At 71.8% G+C, this 18,746-nt stretch carries 20 protein-coding genes; 7 read left to right on the forward strand and 13 right to left on the reverse strand.

Annotated elements, in window-relative coordinates; all coding sequences use genetic code 11:
- Positions 1–343 precede the first annotated feature (343 nt).
- The 10 genes from HNR21_RS34320 to HNR21_RS34365 all read right to left on the reverse strand — a co-directional run bounded on the left by HNR21_RS34320 (position 344) and on the right by HNR21_RS34365 (position 7,192).
- Positions 344–1,381: a hypothetical protein gene (locus tag HNR21_RS34320; RefSeq protein ID WP_182708380.1), complete on the reverse strand. Its 1,038-nt coding sequence runs from the start codon at positions 1,379–1,381 to the stop codon at positions 344–346.
- Positions 1,382–1,453: 72 nt separating this feature from the next.
- A complete protein-coding gene (locus HNR21_RS34325) occupies positions 1,454–1,948 on the reverse strand; it encodes a class I SAM-dependent methyltransferase (RefSeq protein ID WP_119728609.1) in 495 nt (164 codons plus the stop codon).
- Positions 1,891–2,781, reverse strand: a complete 891-nt coding sequence (locus tag HNR21_RS34330) for an aminoglycoside phosphotransferase/kinase family protein (RefSeq protein ID WP_182708381.1) — start codon at positions 2,779–2,781, stop codon at positions 1,891–1,893. Before HNR21_RS34330 ends, HNR21_RS34325 begins: the two co-directional genes overlap by 58 nt.
- A 16-nt stretch (positions 2,782–2,797) precedes the next feature.
- On the reverse strand, positions 2,798–3,544 hold the full coding sequence (locus tag HNR21_RS34335) for a hypothetical protein (protein WP_119728607.1): 747 nt from the start codon (positions 3,542–3,544) through the stop codon (positions 2,798–2,800).
- Between the two features lie 181 nt (positions 3,545–3,725).
- Positions 3,726–4,568, reverse strand: coding sequence for a helix-turn-helix domain-containing protein (locus HNR21_RS34340; RefSeq protein WP_119728606.1), 843 nt, complete (start codon positions 4,566–4,568; stop codon positions 3,726–3,728).
- Positions 4,569–4,577: 9 nt separating this feature from the next.
- On the reverse strand, positions 4,578–5,108 hold the full coding sequence (locus HNR21_RS34345) for a DUF6879 family protein (protein WP_182708382.1): 531 nt from the start codon (positions 5,106–5,108) through the stop codon (positions 4,578–4,580).
- The gene (locus HNR21_RS35780; RefSeq protein WP_182708383.1) at positions 5,096–5,476 is read right to left on the reverse strand and encodes a hypothetical protein; all 381 of its coding nucleotides are present in this window, start codon (positions 5,474–5,476) and stop codon (positions 5,096–5,098) included. Before HNR21_RS35780 ends, HNR21_RS34345 begins: the two co-directional genes overlap by 13 nt.
- Before the next feature lie 237 nt (positions 5,477–5,713).
- Positions 5,714–5,992: a DUF397 domain-containing protein gene (locus tag HNR21_RS34355; protein WP_119728603.1), complete on the reverse strand. Its 279-nt coding sequence runs from the start codon at positions 5,990–5,992 to the stop codon at positions 5,714–5,716.
- Between the two features lie 115 nt (positions 5,993–6,107).
- Entirely contained in the window at positions 6,108–6,305 is a 198-nt protein-coding gene (locus HNR21_RS34360; RefSeq protein ID WP_119728602.1) for a DUF397 domain-containing protein, read from the reverse strand.
- Between the two features lie 23 nt (positions 6,306–6,328).
- The gene (locus HNR21_RS34365; RefSeq protein WP_182708384.1) at positions 6,329–7,192 is read right to left on the reverse strand and encodes a helix-turn-helix domain-containing protein; all 864 of its coding nucleotides are present in this window, start codon (positions 7,190–7,192) and stop codon (positions 6,329–6,331) included.
- 262 nt (positions 7,193–7,454) lie between these two features.
- Here HNR21_RS34365 and HNR21_RS34370 point away from each other — a divergent pair, with 262 nt between their 5' ends.
- Both HNR21_RS34370 and HNR21_RS34375 read left to right on the forward strand, forming a co-directional pair.
- Entirely contained in the window at positions 7,455–7,931 is a 477-nt protein-coding gene (locus HNR21_RS34370) for an ATP-binding protein (RefSeq protein WP_157995898.1), read from the forward strand.
- The gene (locus HNR21_RS34375; protein WP_182708385.1) at positions 7,928–8,098 is read left to right on the forward strand and encodes a hypothetical protein; all 171 of its coding nucleotides are present in this window, start codon (positions 7,928–7,930) and stop codon (positions 8,096–8,098) included. The genes HNR21_RS34370 and HNR21_RS34375 overlap by 4 nt, the downstream gene beginning before the upstream one ends.
- Before the next feature lie 51 nt (positions 8,099–8,149).
- On the opposite strand, the gene HNR21_RS34380 is transcribed toward HNR21_RS34375, so the two are convergent.
- The 3 genes from HNR21_RS34380 to HNR21_RS34390 all read right to left on the reverse strand — a co-directional run bounded on the left by HNR21_RS34380 (position 8,150) and on the right by HNR21_RS34390 (position 12,840).
- Complete coding sequence (locus HNR21_RS34380; protein WP_119728599.1) at positions 8,150–9,214, reverse strand: adenylate/guanylate cyclase domain-containing protein; 1,065 nt, start codon at positions 9,212–9,214, stop codon at positions 8,150–8,152.
- Between the two features lie 141 nt (positions 9,215–9,355).
- Positions 9,356–10,216: a biotin--[acetyl-CoA-carboxylase] ligase gene (locus HNR21_RS34385; protein ID WP_182708386.1), complete on the reverse strand. Its 861-nt coding sequence runs from the start codon at positions 10,214–10,216 to the stop codon at positions 9,356–9,358.
- A 17-nt stretch (positions 10,217–10,233) separates the two neighbouring features.
- Positions 10,234–12,840 (reverse strand): phosphoenolpyruvate carboxylase, encoded by a 2,607-nt coding sequence (locus tag HNR21_RS34390; protein WP_182708992.1) that lies wholly within the window; start codon positions 12,838–12,840, stop codon positions 10,234–10,236.
- Between the two features lie 167 nt (positions 12,841–13,007).
- Here HNR21_RS34390 and HNR21_RS34395 point away from each other — a divergent pair, with 167 nt between their 5' ends.
- From HNR21_RS34395 to HNR21_RS34415, 5 genes are all read left to right on the forward strand, one after another.
- A complete protein-coding gene (locus tag HNR21_RS34395; protein ID WP_198679492.1) occupies positions 13,008–14,609 on the forward strand; it encodes an acyl-CoA carboxylase subunit beta in 1,602 nt (533 codons plus the stop codon).
- Positions 14,610–14,633: 24 nt separating this feature from the next.
- Positions 14,634–14,864: an acyl-CoA carboxylase subunit epsilon gene (locus HNR21_RS34400; RefSeq protein WP_182708387.1), complete on the forward strand. Its 231-nt coding sequence runs from the start codon at positions 14,634–14,636 to the stop codon at positions 14,862–14,864.
- A 138-nt stretch (positions 14,865–15,002) separates the two neighbouring features.
- Positions 15,003–15,992 (forward strand): NYN domain-containing protein, encoded by a 990-nt coding sequence (locus HNR21_RS34405; protein WP_119728596.1) that lies wholly within the window; start codon positions 15,003–15,005, stop codon positions 15,990–15,992.
- Positions 15,993–16,129: 137 nt separating this feature from the next.
- Positions 16,130–16,963 (forward strand): hypothetical protein, encoded by an 834-nt coding sequence (locus HNR21_RS34410; RefSeq protein WP_220500408.1) that lies wholly within the window; start codon positions 16,130–16,132, stop codon positions 16,961–16,963.
- Entirely contained in the window at positions 16,963–18,723 is a 1,761-nt protein-coding gene (locus HNR21_RS34415) for a GMC family oxidoreductase N-terminal domain-containing protein (RefSeq protein ID WP_182708389.1), read from the forward strand. The genes HNR21_RS34410 and HNR21_RS34415 overlap by 1 nt, the downstream gene beginning before the upstream one ends.
- The last annotated feature ends 23 nt before the right edge of the window (positions 18,724–18,746 follow it).

The following is an 18,746-nucleotide window of genomic DNA, read 5'->3' on the forward strand; positions in this document are numbered from 1 at the left end:
AGGCGGGGCGATCGCCCCGCCTCGTTCGCTTTCCAGCGGCGGTAGCGGGGGTGCGGGCGGCGGCGCGGCGCAGAACGCAGGGCTGGACGATGCCCAGGCCGGTGTTCCTCAAGGGTGTCCGTCTGGACGGGCCTCGCACCGACGTGCGGCGCATCGAGTGCCGGGTGCAACCCCACCTGCCCGAGATCGCGCCCCGGCTGCTGTGGCATACGGAGGTCGCCGGGTGGCTGCTGCTGGCGTTCGAACACATGGACGGCCGTCACGCCGACCTATCACCCGGCTCGCCCCCCTCCCGGACAGGGCCGGATTCTCGGGAGTTCCCCGTGAATCGGTGCTCGGGCGGTCAGGCCGGGACGCCGACGCGGGCGGCGAAGGCGCGCAGGCCCGGTAGGGCGTTGCGGTTGTCGGCGCGTAGGAGGTCTTCGGTCATGCGGTGGACCGGGGGCCGATAGCGGACTTCGGCAGGGGCGGCACGTTCGGCCGTGCGCAGTGCCTTGTAGCAGGCCTCGGGCCTGCCCCACTGGTGATAGGCGCGGGCGACGTCGATCCAGTACCGGCCGCGCCGCTCCGCGGTGGGGATCGCGGCGGGGTCAAGGGCCTTGGCATGTTCGATGGCGGTGCCGCTGTCACCGAGGACCTGGGCGATGCTGACCTGGTACAGGGCGACGTTGGTGGGACCGAACGCGGTGAAGCGGTGGTTGGCGTCGTGGCCGAGTCGGTCGGCCGCCGCCTTGGCTTCGGTGATGTACTCGCGGGCGGCGTGGCGGTCGCCGTCGACGGCGGCGGTGTAGGCGGCGACCTGGAGCAGGGTGCCGTACATCGACAGTCGCTCGGCGGTGGCGTCGCCGCCCGGTTCGATCTGGCCTGCTGTGGCCAGGAGCAGGTCGCGGGCCATGCCGGGCCGGCCGGTGCGGCGCAGCACGGTCGCGACGGCGCGGCGGGCGTCGGCCAGCACGAGCGGGTCGCCGGCGGCCTCGGCGGCCTGGACGGCGCGGTCGGCGGTGGCCCAGGCAAGCTGGTCGTCGTTCAGCTTGATCATGAAATGGCTGGCGGTGATGTAGGCGTCGGCCAGCAACGCCCCGGCGATGTGCGCATCAGGCCCGTCGGCGTGGTCGCGGGTGGCCGCGGCGGTGGCGAGCAACCCGGCCAGACCGCGATGCAGGTGGTCGTAGCGGGCGGCCTGGAAACAGGCGCGAGCCTTGGTGACGGCGGCCCGCAGAGCGGGCAGTGCCACGGGAGCGGCGCCGGGCGGTGCGCCGTACAGCACCGCATCGAGCCCGCCGGCCGGGCTGAGGCTCCGAGCGGAGACGCGTGCGGGCAGGCCGAGAGCGGCGGCGCCGGCCAGTCCTGTGGCACCGGCGAGCAGTTCGCGTCGACGCACCGGGTCCTCACCGTCCTCCCGATCGACCGCAGAGATCACCCTAGGCGCACACGCGCGGGAAGGGGCGCATGTTCATCTCCGCTGGAGGACGAGAACAAGGTCGGTGGTGTCGGTCGCGCGGAAGGTGGCGGCGAGCAGCCCTCCGGGGCGGAGCACGCGGGCGGTTTCCACCAGGAGGGGGACGGGGTCGGTGAAGGAGTAGGCGCCGAAGATGGACAGGCAGAGGTCGAGGGACGCCGAGGGCCGGGCCGCCAGGTAGGGGGCGGCGTCGGCCTGGATGAACGTCAGGTCCGGGATCGTCCCGTAGCTCGCGCGGGCGCGTTCTATCTTGGTGGGGTCGTGGTCGATGCCGGTGGCTCGCGCACCGTGATGTGCTGCGAGGTGGGCGAGGTTATGGCCGCCTCCGCAGCCGAGTTCGAGCACGTGTACTCCACGCAGGTCTCCCAGGAGGGAGAAAGGCGGGCCGACACCGGGCGCGCGGGTCCATTCGAATCGGTCGCGGATCCGGGTCAGGCGTCCAGGAGGTCGGCGGCGTCGGTGAGGTGACGGGTGATCGCGTTCATCCATGTCTCCTCCGCTCCGGCGGCCCAGCCGATGGCCATCTGATGGGTGAACCAGTCGGCCGCCCAGACGCGGTGCCAGCCGAGCGCCCAGCGGGCCGCGGGCAGTCCACCTCGATCAGTGCGGGCGGTCTCGGGGCCGCCCGCGGCGATGTACGCCTCGATCAGTCCGGTGAGCCGGTCGGGGTCGGGGACGGTGACGGTGCCCTGCCAGGAGGCGAGATCCAGCAGCCCGGGGCCGTGGAACGCCCGCGCGAGATCGAGCAGGTGAACGCCGGTCTCGCCGACGTGGACCGAGGTGGGATGCCATTCGGAGTGGCACAGCCCGAACGGTGGCAGGCCGGTTCCCGCCGCCCGGCCCGTGGCGGCCTCATCGAGCGCGCGGGCGGCTTCCAGGCCCGTGGCGTCGCCGTTGATCCGGCTGAGGCGGGCGACGATCGCCCGGGGCATGGCGGCCAGGCGCCGCGCGTTCAGAACCGGGAGCACGCCGGTGGCGGTGACCTGGTGAACGGCGACGGCGAGCCCGGCCCCGTCGTCGTCGGTGGCCTCGCGGAGGGCGGGACCGAGGTCTTCCAGGAACATGCCGAGCAGGTCCGGCCTGCGGACGACGGCCAGGCGACGCGGGACGGGGAGCCCGGCGCCCTGGGCGATGTCCAAGGCGATGTGTTCGTCGGCGAACGGGCCTTCGGCGTACTTGAACACCACCGTGGTCCCGTCGCCCAGCCGCAGGCGCTCGACCCCGGACCGCTCCCAGACCCGGATGGGCAGCCGTTCGGCGAGCGACGCCCCATGCTGAGCCAGCAGCCGGTCCAGGACGGTGTCGACCTCGGTGGTGTCCAAGTGCGGAACCCCTTCTCTAAGCGGTGACGCGGCAGGCTTCGACCGCGGCGATCCAGCCGTCCTTCATCCGGGCGAGCTCGGCACGGAACGCCCCCAGCGGAGCGCCGTACGGGACGACCGCGCCGCCGGTCTGGTCGGGCACCGACTGGCAGCCGTGGACGAGCCGCCCGCCGAGCGCGGTGTGCGCGCGCACGAGTTCCAGCCGGCGGGTCTCGTTGAACCAGCCCCCGTGGTACAGCTCGTCGAGCATGTCGCCCTGCTCGTCGGTCAGGTCGAACACGGCGCGGGTGGTGGAGTTGAAGAACCAGGCCGGGCCGATGTTGGAGATCTCGCCGGTCAGCTCGACCTTGTTCAGGGCCATGAACGTACCGGCCTGCCGGAGCATCGTCAGGTGGCCGGGGGTGATCTGGGGCATCCCCAGGTCGGCCAGGTGCTCTTCGCGGAAGACGTACCGGTACACCTCGTAGCCGGTCGCCAGCACGGTCGCGGCGTCGCCGGTGGGGGTGGCGTTGGCCCGGATGTACTCCAGCGCGATCTGCTCCAGCGACTTGTCGGGCGTCTCGACCGCGCCGAGCATGTCCCGCGCCACCTGCTCCCACGGGATCACGAGCCAGGTGTGATCGGTGAACTTGAAGAAGTACGCGCCGGGGTCGAGCGTCACACGGTGGCCGTCCACCGTGATGCCGGGGATCCGGTTCCACCGCGGGTCGAACGCCTCGGGCAGTTCGACGCTGATCGTCTCGAAGGTCGTCGGGTCGTTCATCCGGCTCCTCCTGTGAGCCTCGGGGCGCGGCCGGTGCCGCGCGTGGCCCCGGCCGGTTCGGGCACGAGGCCGGGGACGCCATCTCCGGCCGTCCGGTCCGCGGATCGCGTGGCCCGGCGGGGTTCGATGGCCTTCGAAGCGAAGGTAAGGACGGCCGTGGAGACCGGTCCAGGAGATTGCGTCAGATTGCGCGCAGCTCCTCGATGGTTGCGGCGATGAGCTTTCGCGCCTGCTCCCCGTACACGGCCGACCGTTGGAGCCGTTCGAACGTCTCGGCGTACAGGGCGATCTCGCGGGGTTGCGTGACGGTGAGCTGGGCCGAGATCGTCTCGATCTGGATGGCGGTCCGGTCGAACATCAGGAAGCCCTCGGCGGGCCATATCCGGCGTTCCCGCAGCGCGGGAACGATCCCCACGCTGACCCGGGGCAGGGACATGACGGCCAGCACCCGGTCCAGTTGGCCCAGCATCACCTCCGTGTCGCCGACGAGCGTCCGGAGCGCCGCCTCCTCCAGCACGAACAGGAACCGGCGGTCGCCCTCGTACAGCACCCGTTGCCGTTCCATCCGGGCCGGGACGGCATGCTCCCGGTCGTCGGGAATCTGGAGCACCTCGATGTACGGCCCCATGATCGCGTGCGCGTAGGCGGCCGTCTGAAGCAGCCCGGGGATCAGGGCCGGCTCGTACGCCCGGATCACGGACGCCTTCTCGTACAGCGGATAGGACGCCTTCTGCCTGACCCTCAACCCGGTCCGGAGCTGCTGCTTCCATTCCAGATACGCGGCCTCGATGTTGCGGTGGGTCGCGATGAGATCCGCGGCCTCGTCGGGTGCACCACATAGTCGGCACCATTCGCGAAGGTCATCTTCGGACGGCGACTGCTTGCCGTGCTCAAGGCGGCTGACCTTGGCGGGGTGCCATCCGGCCGCCTGCGCGAGCGCCCGCCCGGTCAGCCGCGCGTCCCTGCGGAGCTCCCGTAGGCGTGCCCCCAGGGCCTCCCGAGCCTGCTGAACCTGACTCGACATCGCAGGAGTCTAGACGGGCCGGTACTCCTCGTGCGGAATCGCCAGCGGCCACAGTGCGTCCCGCACCTGGACGACCAGCGCGATCATCTCCGGATCGCGCACCCGCTCCATGCGCATGGACAACGCCCGCTCGTCGAAGTGGTTGAAGATCAGCCGGGAGTCGTCGAAGAGCCACACGTCCTCGGGCGGGAGCACCGTTCCCTCTGGCACCAGGTGCCGGGGAAGCCAGCGGACGTCCTCACCGGCCGAGACGTTGAACCTCGTCCCCTCCCACAGGAACCGGGTGTAGTCGGTGATCGGCTCGGTGACGATACGAAGCCTGCGCACCGTCCTGCCCTCGCCCGTGGCCTTCCTCATCTTGACCAGCCACGGCTCCCACCACTGGGCGGCCTCCTCCTCGGTCCACACGCCCTGGCGCCATTTGCGCAGCGGCTCCACCTCGTCCTCGACGCGGTACACGTCCCGCATCTCCAGGTGGAAGGCATCCCGCTCGAAGGTGTCGAACAGCCCCTGCCGTTCCTCGTCGGTCAGCCACTCCATGTCGTGTTCCTCGCCAGGTCGGCCATGGCCTGCTTGGGCACCTCCACCGCGGTCTCGTGCCCGGGGACGTCCATCTGCGCCAGCGCCTCGGCGTCCGTCACCTCCGGCCCCTTCACCACGTAGGTCCCCTTCGCCGTCCTCAGATAGGGCCGCCGTCCCGTGCCGACCAGATCCCCGGGGTCCTCCAGGAAGGTCATCAGCCGGGCCGGCACCTCCACACACGTTTCACCCGCCTCGAGCCCCAGCTCGGCGATGACGGCGGCATCGCCCACCCGCCATCCCTGCACCACATAGGACTCGCGATCGGTGCTGTAGAGCGTCGGGCATCCGTCCTTGCCCGTGTCAATGCCCAGGAACGTCAGACGCATCGCCCACCCTCCATCCAGGTGTTGCCGGATGTTGCGCCATCTGACGGCAGGATTGAACGCAACACTTCGCAACGTCAAGGAAGAGTCCCATGCCTTGGCGGATACGGGAGAGGAACGGCCGGATGCCCTCGCAGTGTGATGCCCGGAGCGGCGGAAGAGCCGCCTCCGCACTGATCGGCCGGAGAACACTCAGTCAGAACGGCTTGTCCGGCCCGACCGCCTGACAAGGTCGCTCGATCAGGCGCTGGGGGCGTCGCGCTTGAGGTGGGTGAGGAGGGCGGCGAAGGCGGCGGGCGGGACGGTGAGGTGACCGGCGGCGGGGTTCTTGGAGTCGCGCAGGCCGATGGCGGCTGCCAAGCGAGCAACCTCGACACAGTCACCGTTCGCGCCGCTGTGGGTGCTCTTGCGCCACTTCCCTTGGGGTGAGGGGACCGTCAGGCGGGCGACCTCGACGCAGTCGCCGCCGGTGTTGCCGCTGTGGGTGCTCTTGCGCCAGGTGACGGTCGTACGGGGCATGTCGGCTCCTGCAAGGGGCGGTCGAGCGCGGTCATGCCCAGTGTGCGGGAACCCTCGGCAGGCGTCACCCCCCAAGCCCGTCGAGGGTCGCCGGGGCTTGAGGGGTGAGAGACGGTCAGGCGGTCGGCTCGTCGCGCTTGACGCGGGCCAGGAGGGCGGCGAAGGCGGCGGGCGGGACGGTAAGGTGACCGGCGGCGGGGTTCTTGGAATCGCGCAGGCCGACGCCAGCGTCCAGCCGGGCGACCTCGACACAGTCACCGCCGTTGTGACCGCTGTGGCTGCTCTTGCGCCAATCGACGTGGGTAGGGGCCATGACGAGGTCTCCTTCTCGGATGCTCATGAGTTCAACTCGGCGGCCACCTGACGGATCAGCTTGATCGTCTGCTCCGGTCCGAGCGCCCGGGCACGCAAGTGGTCGAATATCAGGCTATACCGCTCCACCTCATGCGTCTTCTGGGTGTATAGACCGCCAACCTCGAGCTCCATGTACACCTTGTCGGGGTTTCCATCCGCCGGGAAACGCATGAGTTTGAACGCCCCATGCATTCCCGGATGCGCACCGGACTCGAACGGCAGCACCTGGAGCGTGACGTTGCGCAACTTGGCCAGCTCTACCAGACGTTCGAGCTGTCCGCGCATGACCTTGGGGCCGCCGACCACACGGCGAATGACCGCTTCGTTGATGACCATCCAGATGTTGAGCGGATTGTCGCCGGTCAACCGTGCCTGGCGGTTCACTCGTACGGCGACCTTGTTCTCGATCTCCTCGTCGGAGTCGAGGATCGGCGCGGTGGACAGGATGGCTCTGGCGTAGTCCTCGGTCTGCATGATGCCGGGGACGAGTTCTGACTCGTACCCGCGGATCTCGGACGCGGACGCCTCCAGGACGACGTAGACCTGGAACCACTCGGGGATGGCGCCGGAGTAGCGGTGCCACCAGTCGGGCTCGCGGGCGCGGCGGGCGAGTTCGAGCAGGGCCTCGGCTTTGGCGTCATCGACCTCGTAGAGCTTGATCAGCCGCTTGACGTCGCGGGCCAGGATGCGGCTCTTGTCGTTCTCGATCCGGTAGACCTTGCTCTCGGACCAGCCCATCTCCTCGGCCACGGCCTCCCAGGTGAACCCCGCGCGTTCGCGCAGCGCCCGCAGCTCGGCGGCGAGCCGACTGCTCGCCACGGTCGGTATGTGCCTGCCTCGCGCCATGATCACCACTTTCTGCAACCCATCAGATGACAGGTTGCAAACAATCCCTTGCACTTCCGTGCAGCCACATGCATCCTAGCAAGTAGCTGGATCTGTGCGGGGAGTAACGGACAATCCACTCGTCAGGGTGGTGACGAAGCAGAGTTCCGGCGAAAAGCCGCCGCGCGACCGGGGTTCGGTTGGCTGCCTGGCCCGGTCGCGCGGCTTCCCCCTACTAGGAGGTACCGATGAGAGTACTGGTGTCGGGTGCGTGGGTGGCCGCGTGCCCGCTCGTTCCCTGCGGTGGGGCGGTCCGGTGACCGTCGTGGAGGCCGGGGCCGACGAGCTGCGGATGCCGATGGCGGCCTCGCCCGCCAGTGTGGGGCTGGCCTGGAGCCTGGTGGAACAGCGGCTGTTGCGCTGGGGGCTGGGTGAGGACGCCCGCTATGACGCGCGGCTGATCCTGGCCGAGCTGATGGCCAACGCGATCGCGGTCACTCCACCGGCCGGGTGCGTCACCGTGTACTGCCGTCGCGACGGCGACGGGATCGTGCTGGGGATCGCCGACGGCAATCCGGTCGTTCCCCGGCAGCCGCCGCCGGTCGCCGAAGTGCGGCCCGAAGATCTCGACCTGCGGCCGGAGCACTTCGACGACAACGGCGGATGGGGGCTGACCATCGTCACCGCGCTGGCCGCCGCCTGCGGCGTCACCCGGCTGCGCGACGGGGGCAAGGTCGTGTGGGCGAGGCTGCGGGCATGACCGGCGTTCACTCGGCGATCAGGACGGTCCCCGAAGACCTGGGCTCCATCGCCCTCACGGTCATCGTGTACGGCCTCGCCTGGCTCGTGGCCGGGCTGCTGTCCGGGTACGGGCTGGGGGTCGCCCACCGCGAACGGCGGGGCGGGTTCCGGTCCCGGTGGTTCTGAACGGGCCGGGAAGGTGAACGAGGCGGGGCGGACGCCCCGCCTCGTTCGTGTTCAGCGGCGGTAGCGGGGGGAGTAGGCGGTGGCGCGGCGCAGGACGTAGGGCTGGATGATGCCCAGGCCGCGGGCGGGGCGGCGGACGATGCGGGTGATGGTGTAGTCGTCGTTCTTCTCGAGCTTGGCGGCCAGCTCGGCGTCGATGAGGACCGAGCCGGGGCGGGCGATCGAGGTGAGGCGGGCGGCCAGGTTGACGGTGGTGCCGAAGACGTCGCCGCGCATGGGCAGCACGGGACCGTAGGCGACGCCGACGCGGACGTCGGGCATCTCGGTCTCGTCCTTGATCGCCTCGGCGATCCGCAGGGCGATCTCCCCGCCCAGCTCGGGGGCGTCGGCGGAGAACAGCACCTCGTCGCCGAGGGTCTTGACCAGGCGGCCGCCGCCGGAGGCGACCACGTCGGCGGCGGTCTCCTCGAACCGCTCGACCACCCGGGCCAGCTCCGGCTCGTCCAGCTCCCGGCTCATCTGGGTGAACGACACCATGTCCGCGAAGCCCACGGTGGCGCGGGCCGGGGCGGGCGCCTCGTCGGTGGTGGCGGCGCTCGCCATCGCGCGGGTGCCGGCGGCGGCGAGCTGGCGCCGCCAGGCGTGCACCACCAGCGGCTCGAAGTCCTCGATGTGCTTTTCGGCCAGCTCGGCCAGCAGCCGCATGGACTCCGGGCTGGGCGGCTCGGCCGGGTCGCGCTCCTGGCCGAGCATGCTGGTCAGCAGGTCCACCTGCCACTCGGCGAGCCGGGTCATGGTCTGCCCGAACGCCCGCACCAGCCGGATCACGCCGTCCTCGTCGAGGATCCCGTCGTCCATCAGGCGGCGCAGTCGGCACAGCGTCTCGATGTCGCGTTCGGTGAAGGCCACCGCGTCGTCGCTGAGGTGCGGATAGCCGAACGCCCGCCACAGCCGCTGGGAGAAGTCCTTGGTCACGCCGCCGAGCCGCACGGCGTCCACCCGGGTGTACTTCAGCTCCCCGCCGAGCAGCAGCTCCTCGATCTGCCTGGGATCGGGAACGCCGTCGCCCACGGAGTCGCCCACGGGGTCGCCCGGCGGCTCAGCCGAGGGCGCCATGCCGGCCATCCTCGATCAGCGGGTACGGTCCGTCGTTCAGCACCAGCAGCCCCCGTTCGCGCTTGGGCGGGCCCATCGCAGATTATCGTGACAGAAACCGGGCCGGATGGGTGTTCCGGCGGGCAAACAACCCGGTTCCGGTCATCGCACGTGGACCACGTCGCCGGCATGGACCACGTGGCCCGCGCCGTCGTCGCCGCGGACCACCAGGCCGCCCGCCGGGTCCACGTCCACCGCGACGCCGGTCAGCTCGCGGTCCCCCGGCAGCATCACCCGCACCCGCCGGTCGAGGGTGGCGCACAACTCCTTGTAGGCGGTGCGCAGGCCGCTGGTCTCCGGGTCGCCGCCCAGCGCGGTCCACTCCCGGTACCAGGTCTCCAGCTCCCGCAGCACCGCCCGCAGCAGCGCCTCCCGGTCCTGGAACGCAGCGTTCTCGCAGGCCAGCGAGGTCGCGGTGGGCACCGGCAGCTCGTCGGCGCGCAGGCTCACGTTCAGCCCCACCCCGACGACCACGGCGTCGGCGACCCGCTCGGCCAGGATCCCGGCCAGCTTGCGGTCCCCGACTAGCAGGTCGTTGGGCCACTTGAGCCGGACGTCCACCGCCCGGGTGCCGGTGGCCTGCCCGAAGTCGCCGCGGGTGGCGCGGCCGGTGATCCGGCGCACCGCGGTGGCGACCGACAGCCCGGTCAGCAGCGGCAGCCAGCCCAGCGCCTGCGCCCCCACGGCCGGCCGCAGCAGCACCGAGAACATCAGCCCCGACCGCGGCGGCGCCGTCCAGGACCGGCCGAGCCGCCCGCGTCCCGCGGTCTGGGACTCGGCGACCAGCACCCGCCCCTCGTCCGCGCCCGCCCTGACCGCCTCGGCCAGGTCGGCGTTGGTGGATCCGGTCTCGGTCACCACCTGGATCCGCCGCCACAGCCCCTCGGGCCGGACCAGCATCCGCTCCAGCGCCCGCTCGCTGAGCGGCGGCCGTTCCAGGTCGGTGAAAGGTGAGCTGTTCACCTTTCCATACAACCTGGTCAGCCGGTGTTCTGCAGCCCGGCGGCGACGCCGTTGACCGACAGCAGCAGCAGTTCCTGCAGCCGTTCGCGTTCGGCGTCGTCGGTGACGCCCGCCCGCAGCGCGGTCAGCGCCCGCAGTTGCAGGTGCGACAGCGCGTCCACGTACGGGTTGCGCAGCTCGACGGCGCGGGACAGCACACGGCGGTTCTCCAGCAGCCGTTCGTGGCCGGTGACCGCGAGCACCAGGGAACGGGTCCGGTCGTACTCGGCGAGCACCGTCTCGGTCATCTCGGGACGGCCGCCGAGGGCCAGGTAGCGCTCGGCGATGGCCCGGTCGGTCTTGGCCAGGCTCATCTCGGCGTTGTCGAGCATGGCGGCGAACAGCGGCCAGGCCGCGTACGCCTCCTTCAGCTCCGCAAGCCCCTCCTGGGAGACGGCCGCCAGGCCCGAGCCGAGCCCGTACCAGCCGGGCAGGTTGATCCGGGTCTGCGTCCAGGCGAACACCCACGGGATGGCGCGCAGGTCCTCCAGTCCCTTGGCGGCCTTGCGGCGGGACGGGCGGGACCCGATCCGCAGCTCGGAGATCTCCTCCAGCGGGCTGATCCGGGCGAACCACTCGGCGAAGCCCTCGGTCTCGATCAGCGAGCGGAACGCGTCCTTGGCGGCCGCGCCGATCCGGTCGGCCAGCGGGCGGAACCGGTCGGCGGCCTGGCGGGCACGCGCCTCCACGTCGGGGGTGGAGGCCAGCATGACCGCGTTGGTGACCTGCTCGACGTGCCGCTTGGCGATCTGCTGCTGGCCGTACCGGGCGAAGATCACCTCGCCCTGCTCGGTGACCTTGAACCGGCCCGCCACCGAGCCGGGGGCCTGCGCCAGGATCGCCCGGTTGGCCGGGCCGCCGCCGCGGCCCAGCGAGCCGCCGCGCCCGTGGAACAGGGTCAGCTTGACGTCGTTGCGGGCCGCCCACGCCGCCAGCGCCTCCTGCGTGTCGTACAGCCGCAGGGTGGCGCTGGTGGGGCCGAGCTGCTTGGCCGAGTCGGAGTAGCCGAGCATGACCTCCAGCCGGCGGCCGGTCTCCTCCAGCCGCCTCTGCACGGCGGGGATCTTCAGCATCCCCTCCAGCACGGACGGGGCGCGCTCCAGGTCCTCGCCGGTCTCGAACAGCGGCACCACGTCCAGGACCGGGGCGCGGTCGCCGAGCGAGGCGGCCAGCTCGTGGACGGCGGCGATGTCGTCGGCGGAACGGGTGAACGACACCACGTACCGGCGGCAGGCGCGGACCCCGAACCGCCGCTGGATCCAGGCGACCACCCGGAGGGTCTCCAGCACCTCCTCGGTCATCTCCGAGTACGGCCCGCCCGCGCGGACCTCGGCCAGCGCCTTCTCGTGGATCTCCGAGTGCTGGCGGATCTCCAGCTCGGCCAGGTGGAAGCCGAACGTCTCGGTCTGCCAGATCAGGTGCTGCAGCTCCCCGTACGCCTGCCGGGCCGCCCCGGCGGCGGCCAGCGACCGCTGCACCAGCCGCAGGTCCTCCAGCAGCTCGTCGGGGGAGCCGTAGGCCAGGTCGGCGTCCCGCAGCCGGGTCGCGGCGATCCGCTCGGCGGTGAACAGCAGGTACTGCCGGTGCGGCTCGCCCGGGGAGCGCTGGGCGATCTCGGCGATCCGCCTCGGCTGGGCGGTGCGCGCGGCGGCCAGCGCGTTGCGCAGCTCCGCCGACGCCGGGGTGGTGTCCTCGGCGACGGTCAGCTCCCGGCCGATCCGGGTGCAGGCGTTCTCCAGGGCGCGCAGCACGTGCTCGGCCTGGATCAGCATCGCCTCCCGGGTGACCTGCGCGGTCACGTACGGGTTGCCGTCCCGGTCGCCGCCGATCCAGCTGCCGAACCGCACGTAGGCGCGGGCGCGCGGGGGCCGCGCGCCGGTGGCCGGGCCGGGCTCGCCGGGCACGTCCAGCGCCGCGTCCAGGGTGCGGTAGACCTGCGGCAGCACCCGGAAGATCGTCTCGTCGAACGCCGCCATCGCGGTGCGGACCTCGTCGAGCGGGTCCATCTGGGTGCGCCGGCGCAGCGCGGTCCGCCACAGCCGGTCGACCTCCTCGCGCAGCCGGCGTTCCAGCTCCACCCGTTCGGCCGCGCCCAGCCGGGGGTCGTTGAACGCCTCCAGCAGACCGCTGATCCGCATGATCGCGGTGACCACGGCGCGGCGGCGGGCCTCGGTCGGGTGCGCGGTGAACACCGGCCGGAACTCCAGCCCCTCCAGCACCTCGGCCAGCCGGTGCTCGCCCATCTCGCGGACCCGCTGCACCGCCGCCGCCAGCGAGCCCTTGACCGGGACGGCCGGGTCGGTGTCCCGTTCGCGCAGGGTGCGGATGCGGTGGTGCTCCTCGGCCAGGTTGGTCAGGTGGAAGTAGACGGTGAACGCCCGCGCCACCTGCTCGGCCCGTTCCAGCGACCAGCCGTTCACGATGGCGGCGACCTCGTCGACGGGGACCAGGCCGCGGCGGGCGTCGATCACCGCCCGGCGGAGCCGTTCCACGTCGTCCAGCAGTTCCCGGCCGCCGTACTCGACCAGGCTGTCGCCCAGCATGGCGCCGAGCAGCCGGACGTCCCGGCGCAGCGGCTCGGGCATCTCCTCGCGCAGCGCCCTGCGGCGCTCGGGAGCGGTCTCGGTGGGTGCGTCCGTTTCAGTGGCCACGGCCCCAGCCTAGCCAGCCGCCTCCAGCGGAAATCGGGCGGTCCGCCGTCATCGGGGACCTGCCCGCCGAGCACCGCAAGCGCCTGGTTACAGTGCTGCCTATGGCGATGCATGCTCCCGAGCCCACGGGCGATATCGACATCCACACCACCGCCGGCAAGATCGCCGAGCTGGAGCGCCGCAGGTACGAAGCGGTCCACGCGGGCTCGGCCAAGGCCGTCGAGAAGCAGCATGCCAAGGGCAAGATGACCGCCCGGGAGCGGATCGACGCCCTGCTGGACCCCGGCTCGTTCGTGGAGTTCGACGAGCTGGCCCGGCACCGGTCGACCAACTTCGGGATGGACAAGAACCGTCCCTACGGCGACGGGGTGGTCACCGGGTACGGCACCATCGACGGCCGGCACGTGGCGGTGTTCAGCCAGGACGCCACCGTGATGGGCGGCTCCCTGGGCGAGGTCTTCGGCGAGAAGATCTGCAAGGTCATGGACCACGCCCTCAAGACCGGCTGCCCGGTCATCGGGATCAACGACTCCGGCGGCGCCCGCATCCAGGAGGGCGTGGTGGCGCTCGGCCTGTACGCGGAGATCTTCAAGCGCAACGTGCACGCCTCCGGGGTGATCCCGCAGATCTCGCTGGTCATGGGGCCGTGCGCGGGCGGCGCGGTGTACTCGCCGGCGATCACCGACTTCATCGTGATGGTCGACCGGACCTCGCACATGTTCATCACCGGGCCGGACGTGATCAAGACGGTCACCGGCGAGACGGTGACGATGGAGGAGCTGGGCGGCGCGCACACGCACAACACCAGGTCGGGGGTGGCGCACTACCAGGCGTCCGACGAGAACGACGCGTTCGAGTACGTCAAGGCGCTGCTGTCGTACCTGCCGTCCAACAACCTGTCCGACCCGCCGGCCTTCGACGTGCCGGTGGACCTGGACGAGGCGGTCGCCGAGTGCGCGGCGCTGGACGCCCTGATCCCCGACTCGCCGAACCAGCCGTACGACATGCACACGGTGATCGAGCACGTGCTGGACGACGGGGAGTTCCTCGAGGTCCACCCGATGTTCGCGCCCAACATCATCTGCGGGTTCGGGCGGGTCGAGGGCCGCTCGGTGGGCGTGGTGGCCAACCAGCCGATGCAGCTCGCCGGGACGCTGGACATCGACGCCTCGGAGAAGGCCGCCCGGTTCGTGCGGACCTGCGACGCGTTCAACGTCCCGGTGCTGACCTTCGTGGACGTGCCCGGCTTCCTGCCCGGCACCGACCAGGAGTACGGCGGGATCATCCGGCGCGGCGCCAAGCTGCTGTACGCCTACGCCGAGGCCACCGTGCCGCTGGTCACCGTGATCACCCGCAAGGCGTACGGCGGCGCGTACGACGTCATGGGCTCCAAGCACCTGGGCGCCGACATCAACCTGGCCTGGCCGACCGCGCAGATCGCGGTGATGGGGGCGCAGGGCGCGGTGAACATCCTGTACCGGCGGGAGCTGGCCGCCGCCGAGGACCCCGACGCCCGGCGCGCCGAGCTGATCACCGAGTACGAGGACACGCTGGCCAACCCGTACATCGCGGCCGAGCGCGGCTACGTCGACGCGGTGATCAAGCCGTCGGAGACCCGCGCCCAGGTGATCCGGGCGCTGCGGGCGCTGCGCGACAAGCGGGCCGCGCTGCCGCCCAAGAAGCACGGCAACATCCCGCTGTGACCCGTCCGCTGTGAGGAGGCCCCGGTGAGCGCTCAGGACAGGCCGTTCCTGCAGGTCGTCCGAGGGGACGCCACACCCGAGGAGATCGCCGCGCTGGTGGCGGTGCTGACCGCGCGGGCGGCCGCCGCGGCCGCCGCGACAGGCGGCGACGACGGACCGCGGCCGGTGTCGGCGTGGGCGGACCGGTCGGCGATGGTGCGCCGGCCGCTGCCGCACGGGCCGGGCGCCTGGCGGGCGTCGATGCTGCCGCGCTGACGACCTCGCACCCCGTTCCCGGGCGCCCGGGAACGGGGTGTTCGCCCCTGGTCGCCGGGCATGTCTCCGGGCGTGCCACGCGGTGCGCCGGGCGGTTCCCCTCCGCCGGGACCCGTCCGCGAATAAGGTAGAAAGCCCATGGCTACCTCGGAGCTCGTTCCCCAGCCCGCCCGCTACGCCGTCTTCGTGGACGCGGGATACCTCTACGCTGCCTCGGGGGCGCTGCTCCTGGACGCCACCTCGCGCCGCGAGTACCGGGTGGCTGCCGAGAAGCTGATCCTGGCGCTGACCAGCCATGCCGCCGAGGGGCTGCGGGGCGAGCTGCTGCGGGTGTACTGGTTCGACGCCGCGCCGCGCCGCCAGCCGACCGTGGACCAGCGGGTGATCGCCAACCTGCCGCTGGTGAAGCTGCGGCTGGGCAACCTGAACGCCCAGGGCCAGCAGAAGGGCGTGGACGCCCAGCTCCGCGCCGACCTGGAGTCGCTGGCCCGGCACCGCGCCATCACCGACGCGGTGCTGCTGGCCGGGGACGAGGACATGCTGCCCGCCGTGGAGGCCGCCCAGTCGTACGGGGTGCGGGTTCATCTGTGGGGGGTGGAGCCCACGCACGGCTCCAACCAGGCCGAATGGCTGGTGTGGGAGTCCGACACCGTGGAGGTGCTCACGGCGGACTTCCTGCGCCCCTACTTCACCAAGGCCAAGGTCCTGCCGGTGCCGCCGGCCCCGGCGCCGCGCGAGCCGGCCCCGGTCAAGGCCGCCCCGGTGCCCTCGCCGTCCCAGGTGTTCGCCGGCCGGGTCCCGGCGACCAGGCCCGTTCCCACCGCGGGCGGCCGGCCCACCGGGAGCCCGCTGGCGATCCCGCACACCGACGGCAAGCTCGGCCCGGACCGCCACCAGATGCTGGAGATCGGCGAGCACGTCGCCCAGAAGTGGCTGTTCGAACGGGGCCGCGACAACATCCGCGACCTGCTGCCCGGACCCATCCTCCCCCCGGTCATCGACAAGGAACTGCTGATCGAGGCCGAGAAGGAGCTGGGCCGCTCGCTGCGCCCCTACCAGGAGGCCCGCACCTGGCTCCGCGACGGCTTCTGGGACCGGGTGTACCGCGAGTTCGGGATCAGGGCGTAACCGGTCGTCATCACCCGGACCCGGCGCGTCAAACCCCGCCGGGGTGGACACTTGTGGCCACGCTCCGATCACTTGAAGTGAGCTTTATTGGACATCACCTCTAATCGTCGTCTGGTGGACGTTGAGAGGTGATGCCGATGGAACGTCGGGCGTTCCTGGTCTCGAGCGGGTTGGCGGGGGCGGCGCTGGCCGTGCCCGGGGTGGCGGGGGCCGCCGAGCCGGATGATGCGGGGCTGGTGCGGCAGGCGCTGTCGCGGCTGGCGGTGGACACGTTCAGCGGGCTGGCGGTGTTCGTGATGCCGGGGCCGGACCTGTACTCGCGGGTGCAGGGGACGCCGCGGCCGGAGCCGGGGGGCATCGAGGCCAGGACGCCGCAGTTCCTGGTCGAGCATCTCAACCGGTACCTGCCGTTCCCCGACCGGCTCGCGGTGCCGATCATGCGGGCGCTGATGCAGGGGGCCGGGGGGCTGGCGCTGCCGTCGCCGCGGGACGACGCGCCCGGCGGGGTGCTCGGGCGGGTCGACGCGGGGCTGCGGCGGCTGCTGGAGAACGACGCGACGGTGCCGCTGGCCCCGGTGGTGGCGCTGCTGCTCAACCTGGAGGCGGTACGGGTCGATCCGCCGGCGGTCGCGGGGCCGTTCCTGTCGCCGTTCGCCCGGCTGCGGTACGCGCGCAAGGCGCGGGTGTTCGAGCTGCTGGAAGGGCCGGACCCCACGCTGGTGTCGCTCTTCGACCGGCATCTGCCGGAGCCGTTCAAGGGGTCGGTGTCGGGGCTGCTGAAGTTCCTGGCCGGGGCGCTGCTGGAGCTGACGGCGCTGGGGGCGTACTCGGAGTGGGCGGTGTTCGACCCCGACACCAGGCGGCTGCGCGGGCGTCCGGTGGGCTGGCAGGTCTCCGGTTACACGCCGTCGATCGACGGATGGGACGAGCACAAGGGCTACTACCAGGGTCGGAAGCAGGTGACGGGCTGATGCGCGACGTGATCGTGGTCGGGGCCGGCGGCGGCGGTCCCGTGGTGGCCAAGGAGCTGGCGGCGTTCGGGCTGGACGTGCTGTTGCTGGAGGCGGGGCCGCACTACACCGATCCGCGGGCCTCGTGGACGCACTACGAGAACGACGCCAACAACCCGCTGACCGGGTTCCTGCGGTTCGGGCCGTCCGACCGTGACAAGCCGGCCTGGCTGCGGGAGGAGCCGCAGAACTCGTACGTGCTGCAGCTCGCCGGTGTCGGCGGCACCACCCAGCACTACTACGGCAACTCGCCGCGCGCCTACCGGGGGCTGTTCGCCGGGTACGACGGGCCGGACAAGGACGCCTACGACACCGAGCACGCGTTCCCCTTCCCGTACGAGGAGCTGGTGCCGTACTACGAGTGGGTGGAGGCGACGCTGCCGGTGCAGACCGCCGCCATGGGGACCAAGGAGACGGTGTTCTTCCGGGGCGCCGAGCAGCTCGGCATCCCCGTCCAGACCACCAAGGACACGCTGCGGGACTCCTACCGTCCGCAGGAGAACGCCATCCTCCAGCCGGGCGGCACGGCGGGGCTCACCACCGACCCGGCCAGGCTGCGCTATCCGCAGGCCACCGGATGCACGTACTGCGGGTTCTGCCTGGAGGGGTGCATGGAGCCGATCAAGGCACCGCGCAACCAGTTCGCCAAGCGGTCCACCGACAACAGCTACGTGCCGATGGCGCTGACCGCCTCCGCCTGGTCGCGCGAGGGCAGGGACGTGACGCTGATCCCCGACGCGTTCGTGCTCAAGGTGCACACCGAGCGGCGCGGCAGCCGGACCGTCGCCACCGGCGTCACCTGGCGCGACACCCGCACCGGTGAGCGGCACCGCGAGGACGCCGAGGTGGTCGTGCTGGCCGGCGGCGCGACCGAGACGCCCCGGCTGTGGCTGGGCAGCGGGCTGCCCAACCCGAACGGCTGGGTCGGCCGCGGCTACACCGACCACTTCCTGGACGGCGTCACCGGCCTGTTCGACGAGGAGACCGGCTCGTCGAAGGGACCGTCCTCGGCCGCCCGCTGCGACTTCCCCGGCCGCGGCGCGCTCGAGCAGCTCGGCCTGCCGCCCGCCATGCAGGCGTTCACCATGGCCCTGTCCGACAGCGGCATCCGCGGCCGGTACACCAACGGCCGCGGCATGCAGGGCCCCTGGGACGGCCGCGCCGGCCGCGTCCTCGGCCCGGAGCTGAAGGACGCGATGCGGAACGGCATCGACAACCTGGTCAACATCCTCATCCTGACCGGCGACGACGTGCAGGCGCGCAACCGCGTCGTGCTGTCGGCCTTCCCGCCCGACGAGCACGGGGCCGTCGCCAAGGTGATCATGAACGGCCGGGCCCGCACCCGCCGCACCGTGGACAACCGCGAGTTCCTCGCCCGCAAGGCCACCGAACTGCTCCGCAAGGCCGGCGCCCGCCGCGTCTACCGCTACGACTGGGCCCCGCTCCTCCTGCACGTCCACTCGTCCATGCGGATGGGCCACTCCCCCGACGACTCCGTCCTGAACGCCGACGCCGAGAGCCGCTGGGTCGGGAACCTCTACGTCGCCGACAACTCCGCCCTCCCCAACGCCCTCGGCGGCCCCAACCCCACCCTCACCACCCAGGCCCTGGCCACCCGGACCGCCGAGAAGATCCTCACCAAGCACTTCGGCGGCACCCCCTGGGTCCGCACCGGCACCCCCACCCCCTCCACCGACCCCCGCATCTCCCAAGCCCTGTAGTCGCGTCCGATTCCCGCCGGTGC

Origin of the sequence: Thermomonospora cellulosilytica (assembly GCF_014138835.1) — a bacterium.
Classification (GTDB): Bacteria; Actinomycetota; Actinomycetes; order Streptosporangiales; family Streptosporangiaceae; genus Thermomonospora; species Thermomonospora amylolytica.

Coding starts and splice junctions, on each gene's coding strand:
- HNR21_RS34415 (WP_182708389.1), top strand. CDS start 16,963: ATGCGCGACGTGATCGTGGTCGGGGCCGGCGGCGGCGGTCCCGTGGTG.
- HNR21_RS34375 (WP_182708385.1), top strand. CDS start 7,928: ATGACCGGCGTTCACTCGGCGATCAGGACGGTCCCCGAAGACCTGGGC.
- HNR21_RS34365 (WP_182708384.1), bottom strand. CDS start 7,192: ATGGCGCGAGGCAGGCACATACCGACCGTGGCGAGCAGTCGGCTCGCC.
- HNR21_RS34345 (WP_182708382.1), bottom strand. CDS start 5,108: ATGGAGTGGCTGACCGACGAGGAACGGCAGGGGCTGTTCGACACCTTC.
- HNR21_RS35780 (WP_182708383.1), bottom strand. CDS start 5,476: ATGCGTCTGACGTTCCTGGGCATTGACACGGGCAAGGACGGATGCCCG.
- HNR21_RS34405 (WP_119728596.1), top strand. CDS start 15,003: ATGGCTACCTCGGAGCTCGTTCCCCAGCCCGCCCGCTACGCCGTCTTC.
- HNR21_RS34355 (WP_119728603.1), bottom strand. CDS start 5,992: ATGCCCCGTACGACCGTCACCTGGCGCAAGAGCACCCACAGCGGCAAC.
- HNR21_RS34410 (WP_220500408.1), top strand. CDS start 16,130: ATGGAACGTCGGGCGTTCCTGGTCTCGAGCGGGTTGGCGGGGGCGGCG.
- HNR21_RS34390 (WP_182708992.1), bottom strand. CDS start 12,840: ATGCCCGAGCCGCTGCGCCGGGACGTCCGGCTGCTCGGCGCCATGCTG.
- HNR21_RS34335 (WP_119728607.1), bottom strand. CDS start 3,544: ATGAACGACCCGACGACCTTCGAGACGATCAGCGTCGAACTGCCCGAG.
- HNR21_RS34380 (WP_119728599.1), bottom strand. CDS start 9,214: ATGGCGCCCTCGGCTGAGCCGCCGGGCGACCCCGTGGGCGACTCCGTG.
- HNR21_RS34395 (WP_198679492.1), top strand. CDS start 13,008: ATGGCGATGCATGCTCCCGAGCCCACGGGCGATATCGACATCCACACC.
- HNR21_RS34340 (WP_119728606.1), bottom strand. CDS start 4,568: ATGTCGAGTCAGGTTCAGCAGGCTCGGGAGGCCCTGGGGGCACGCCTA.
- HNR21_RS34360 (WP_119728602.1), bottom strand. CDS start 6,305: ATGGCCCCTACCCACGTCGATTGGCGCAAGAGCAGCCACAGCGGTCAC.
- HNR21_RS34325 (WP_119728609.1), bottom strand. CDS start 1,948: ATGGATGAACGCGATCACCCGTCACCTCACCGACGCCGCCGACCTCCT.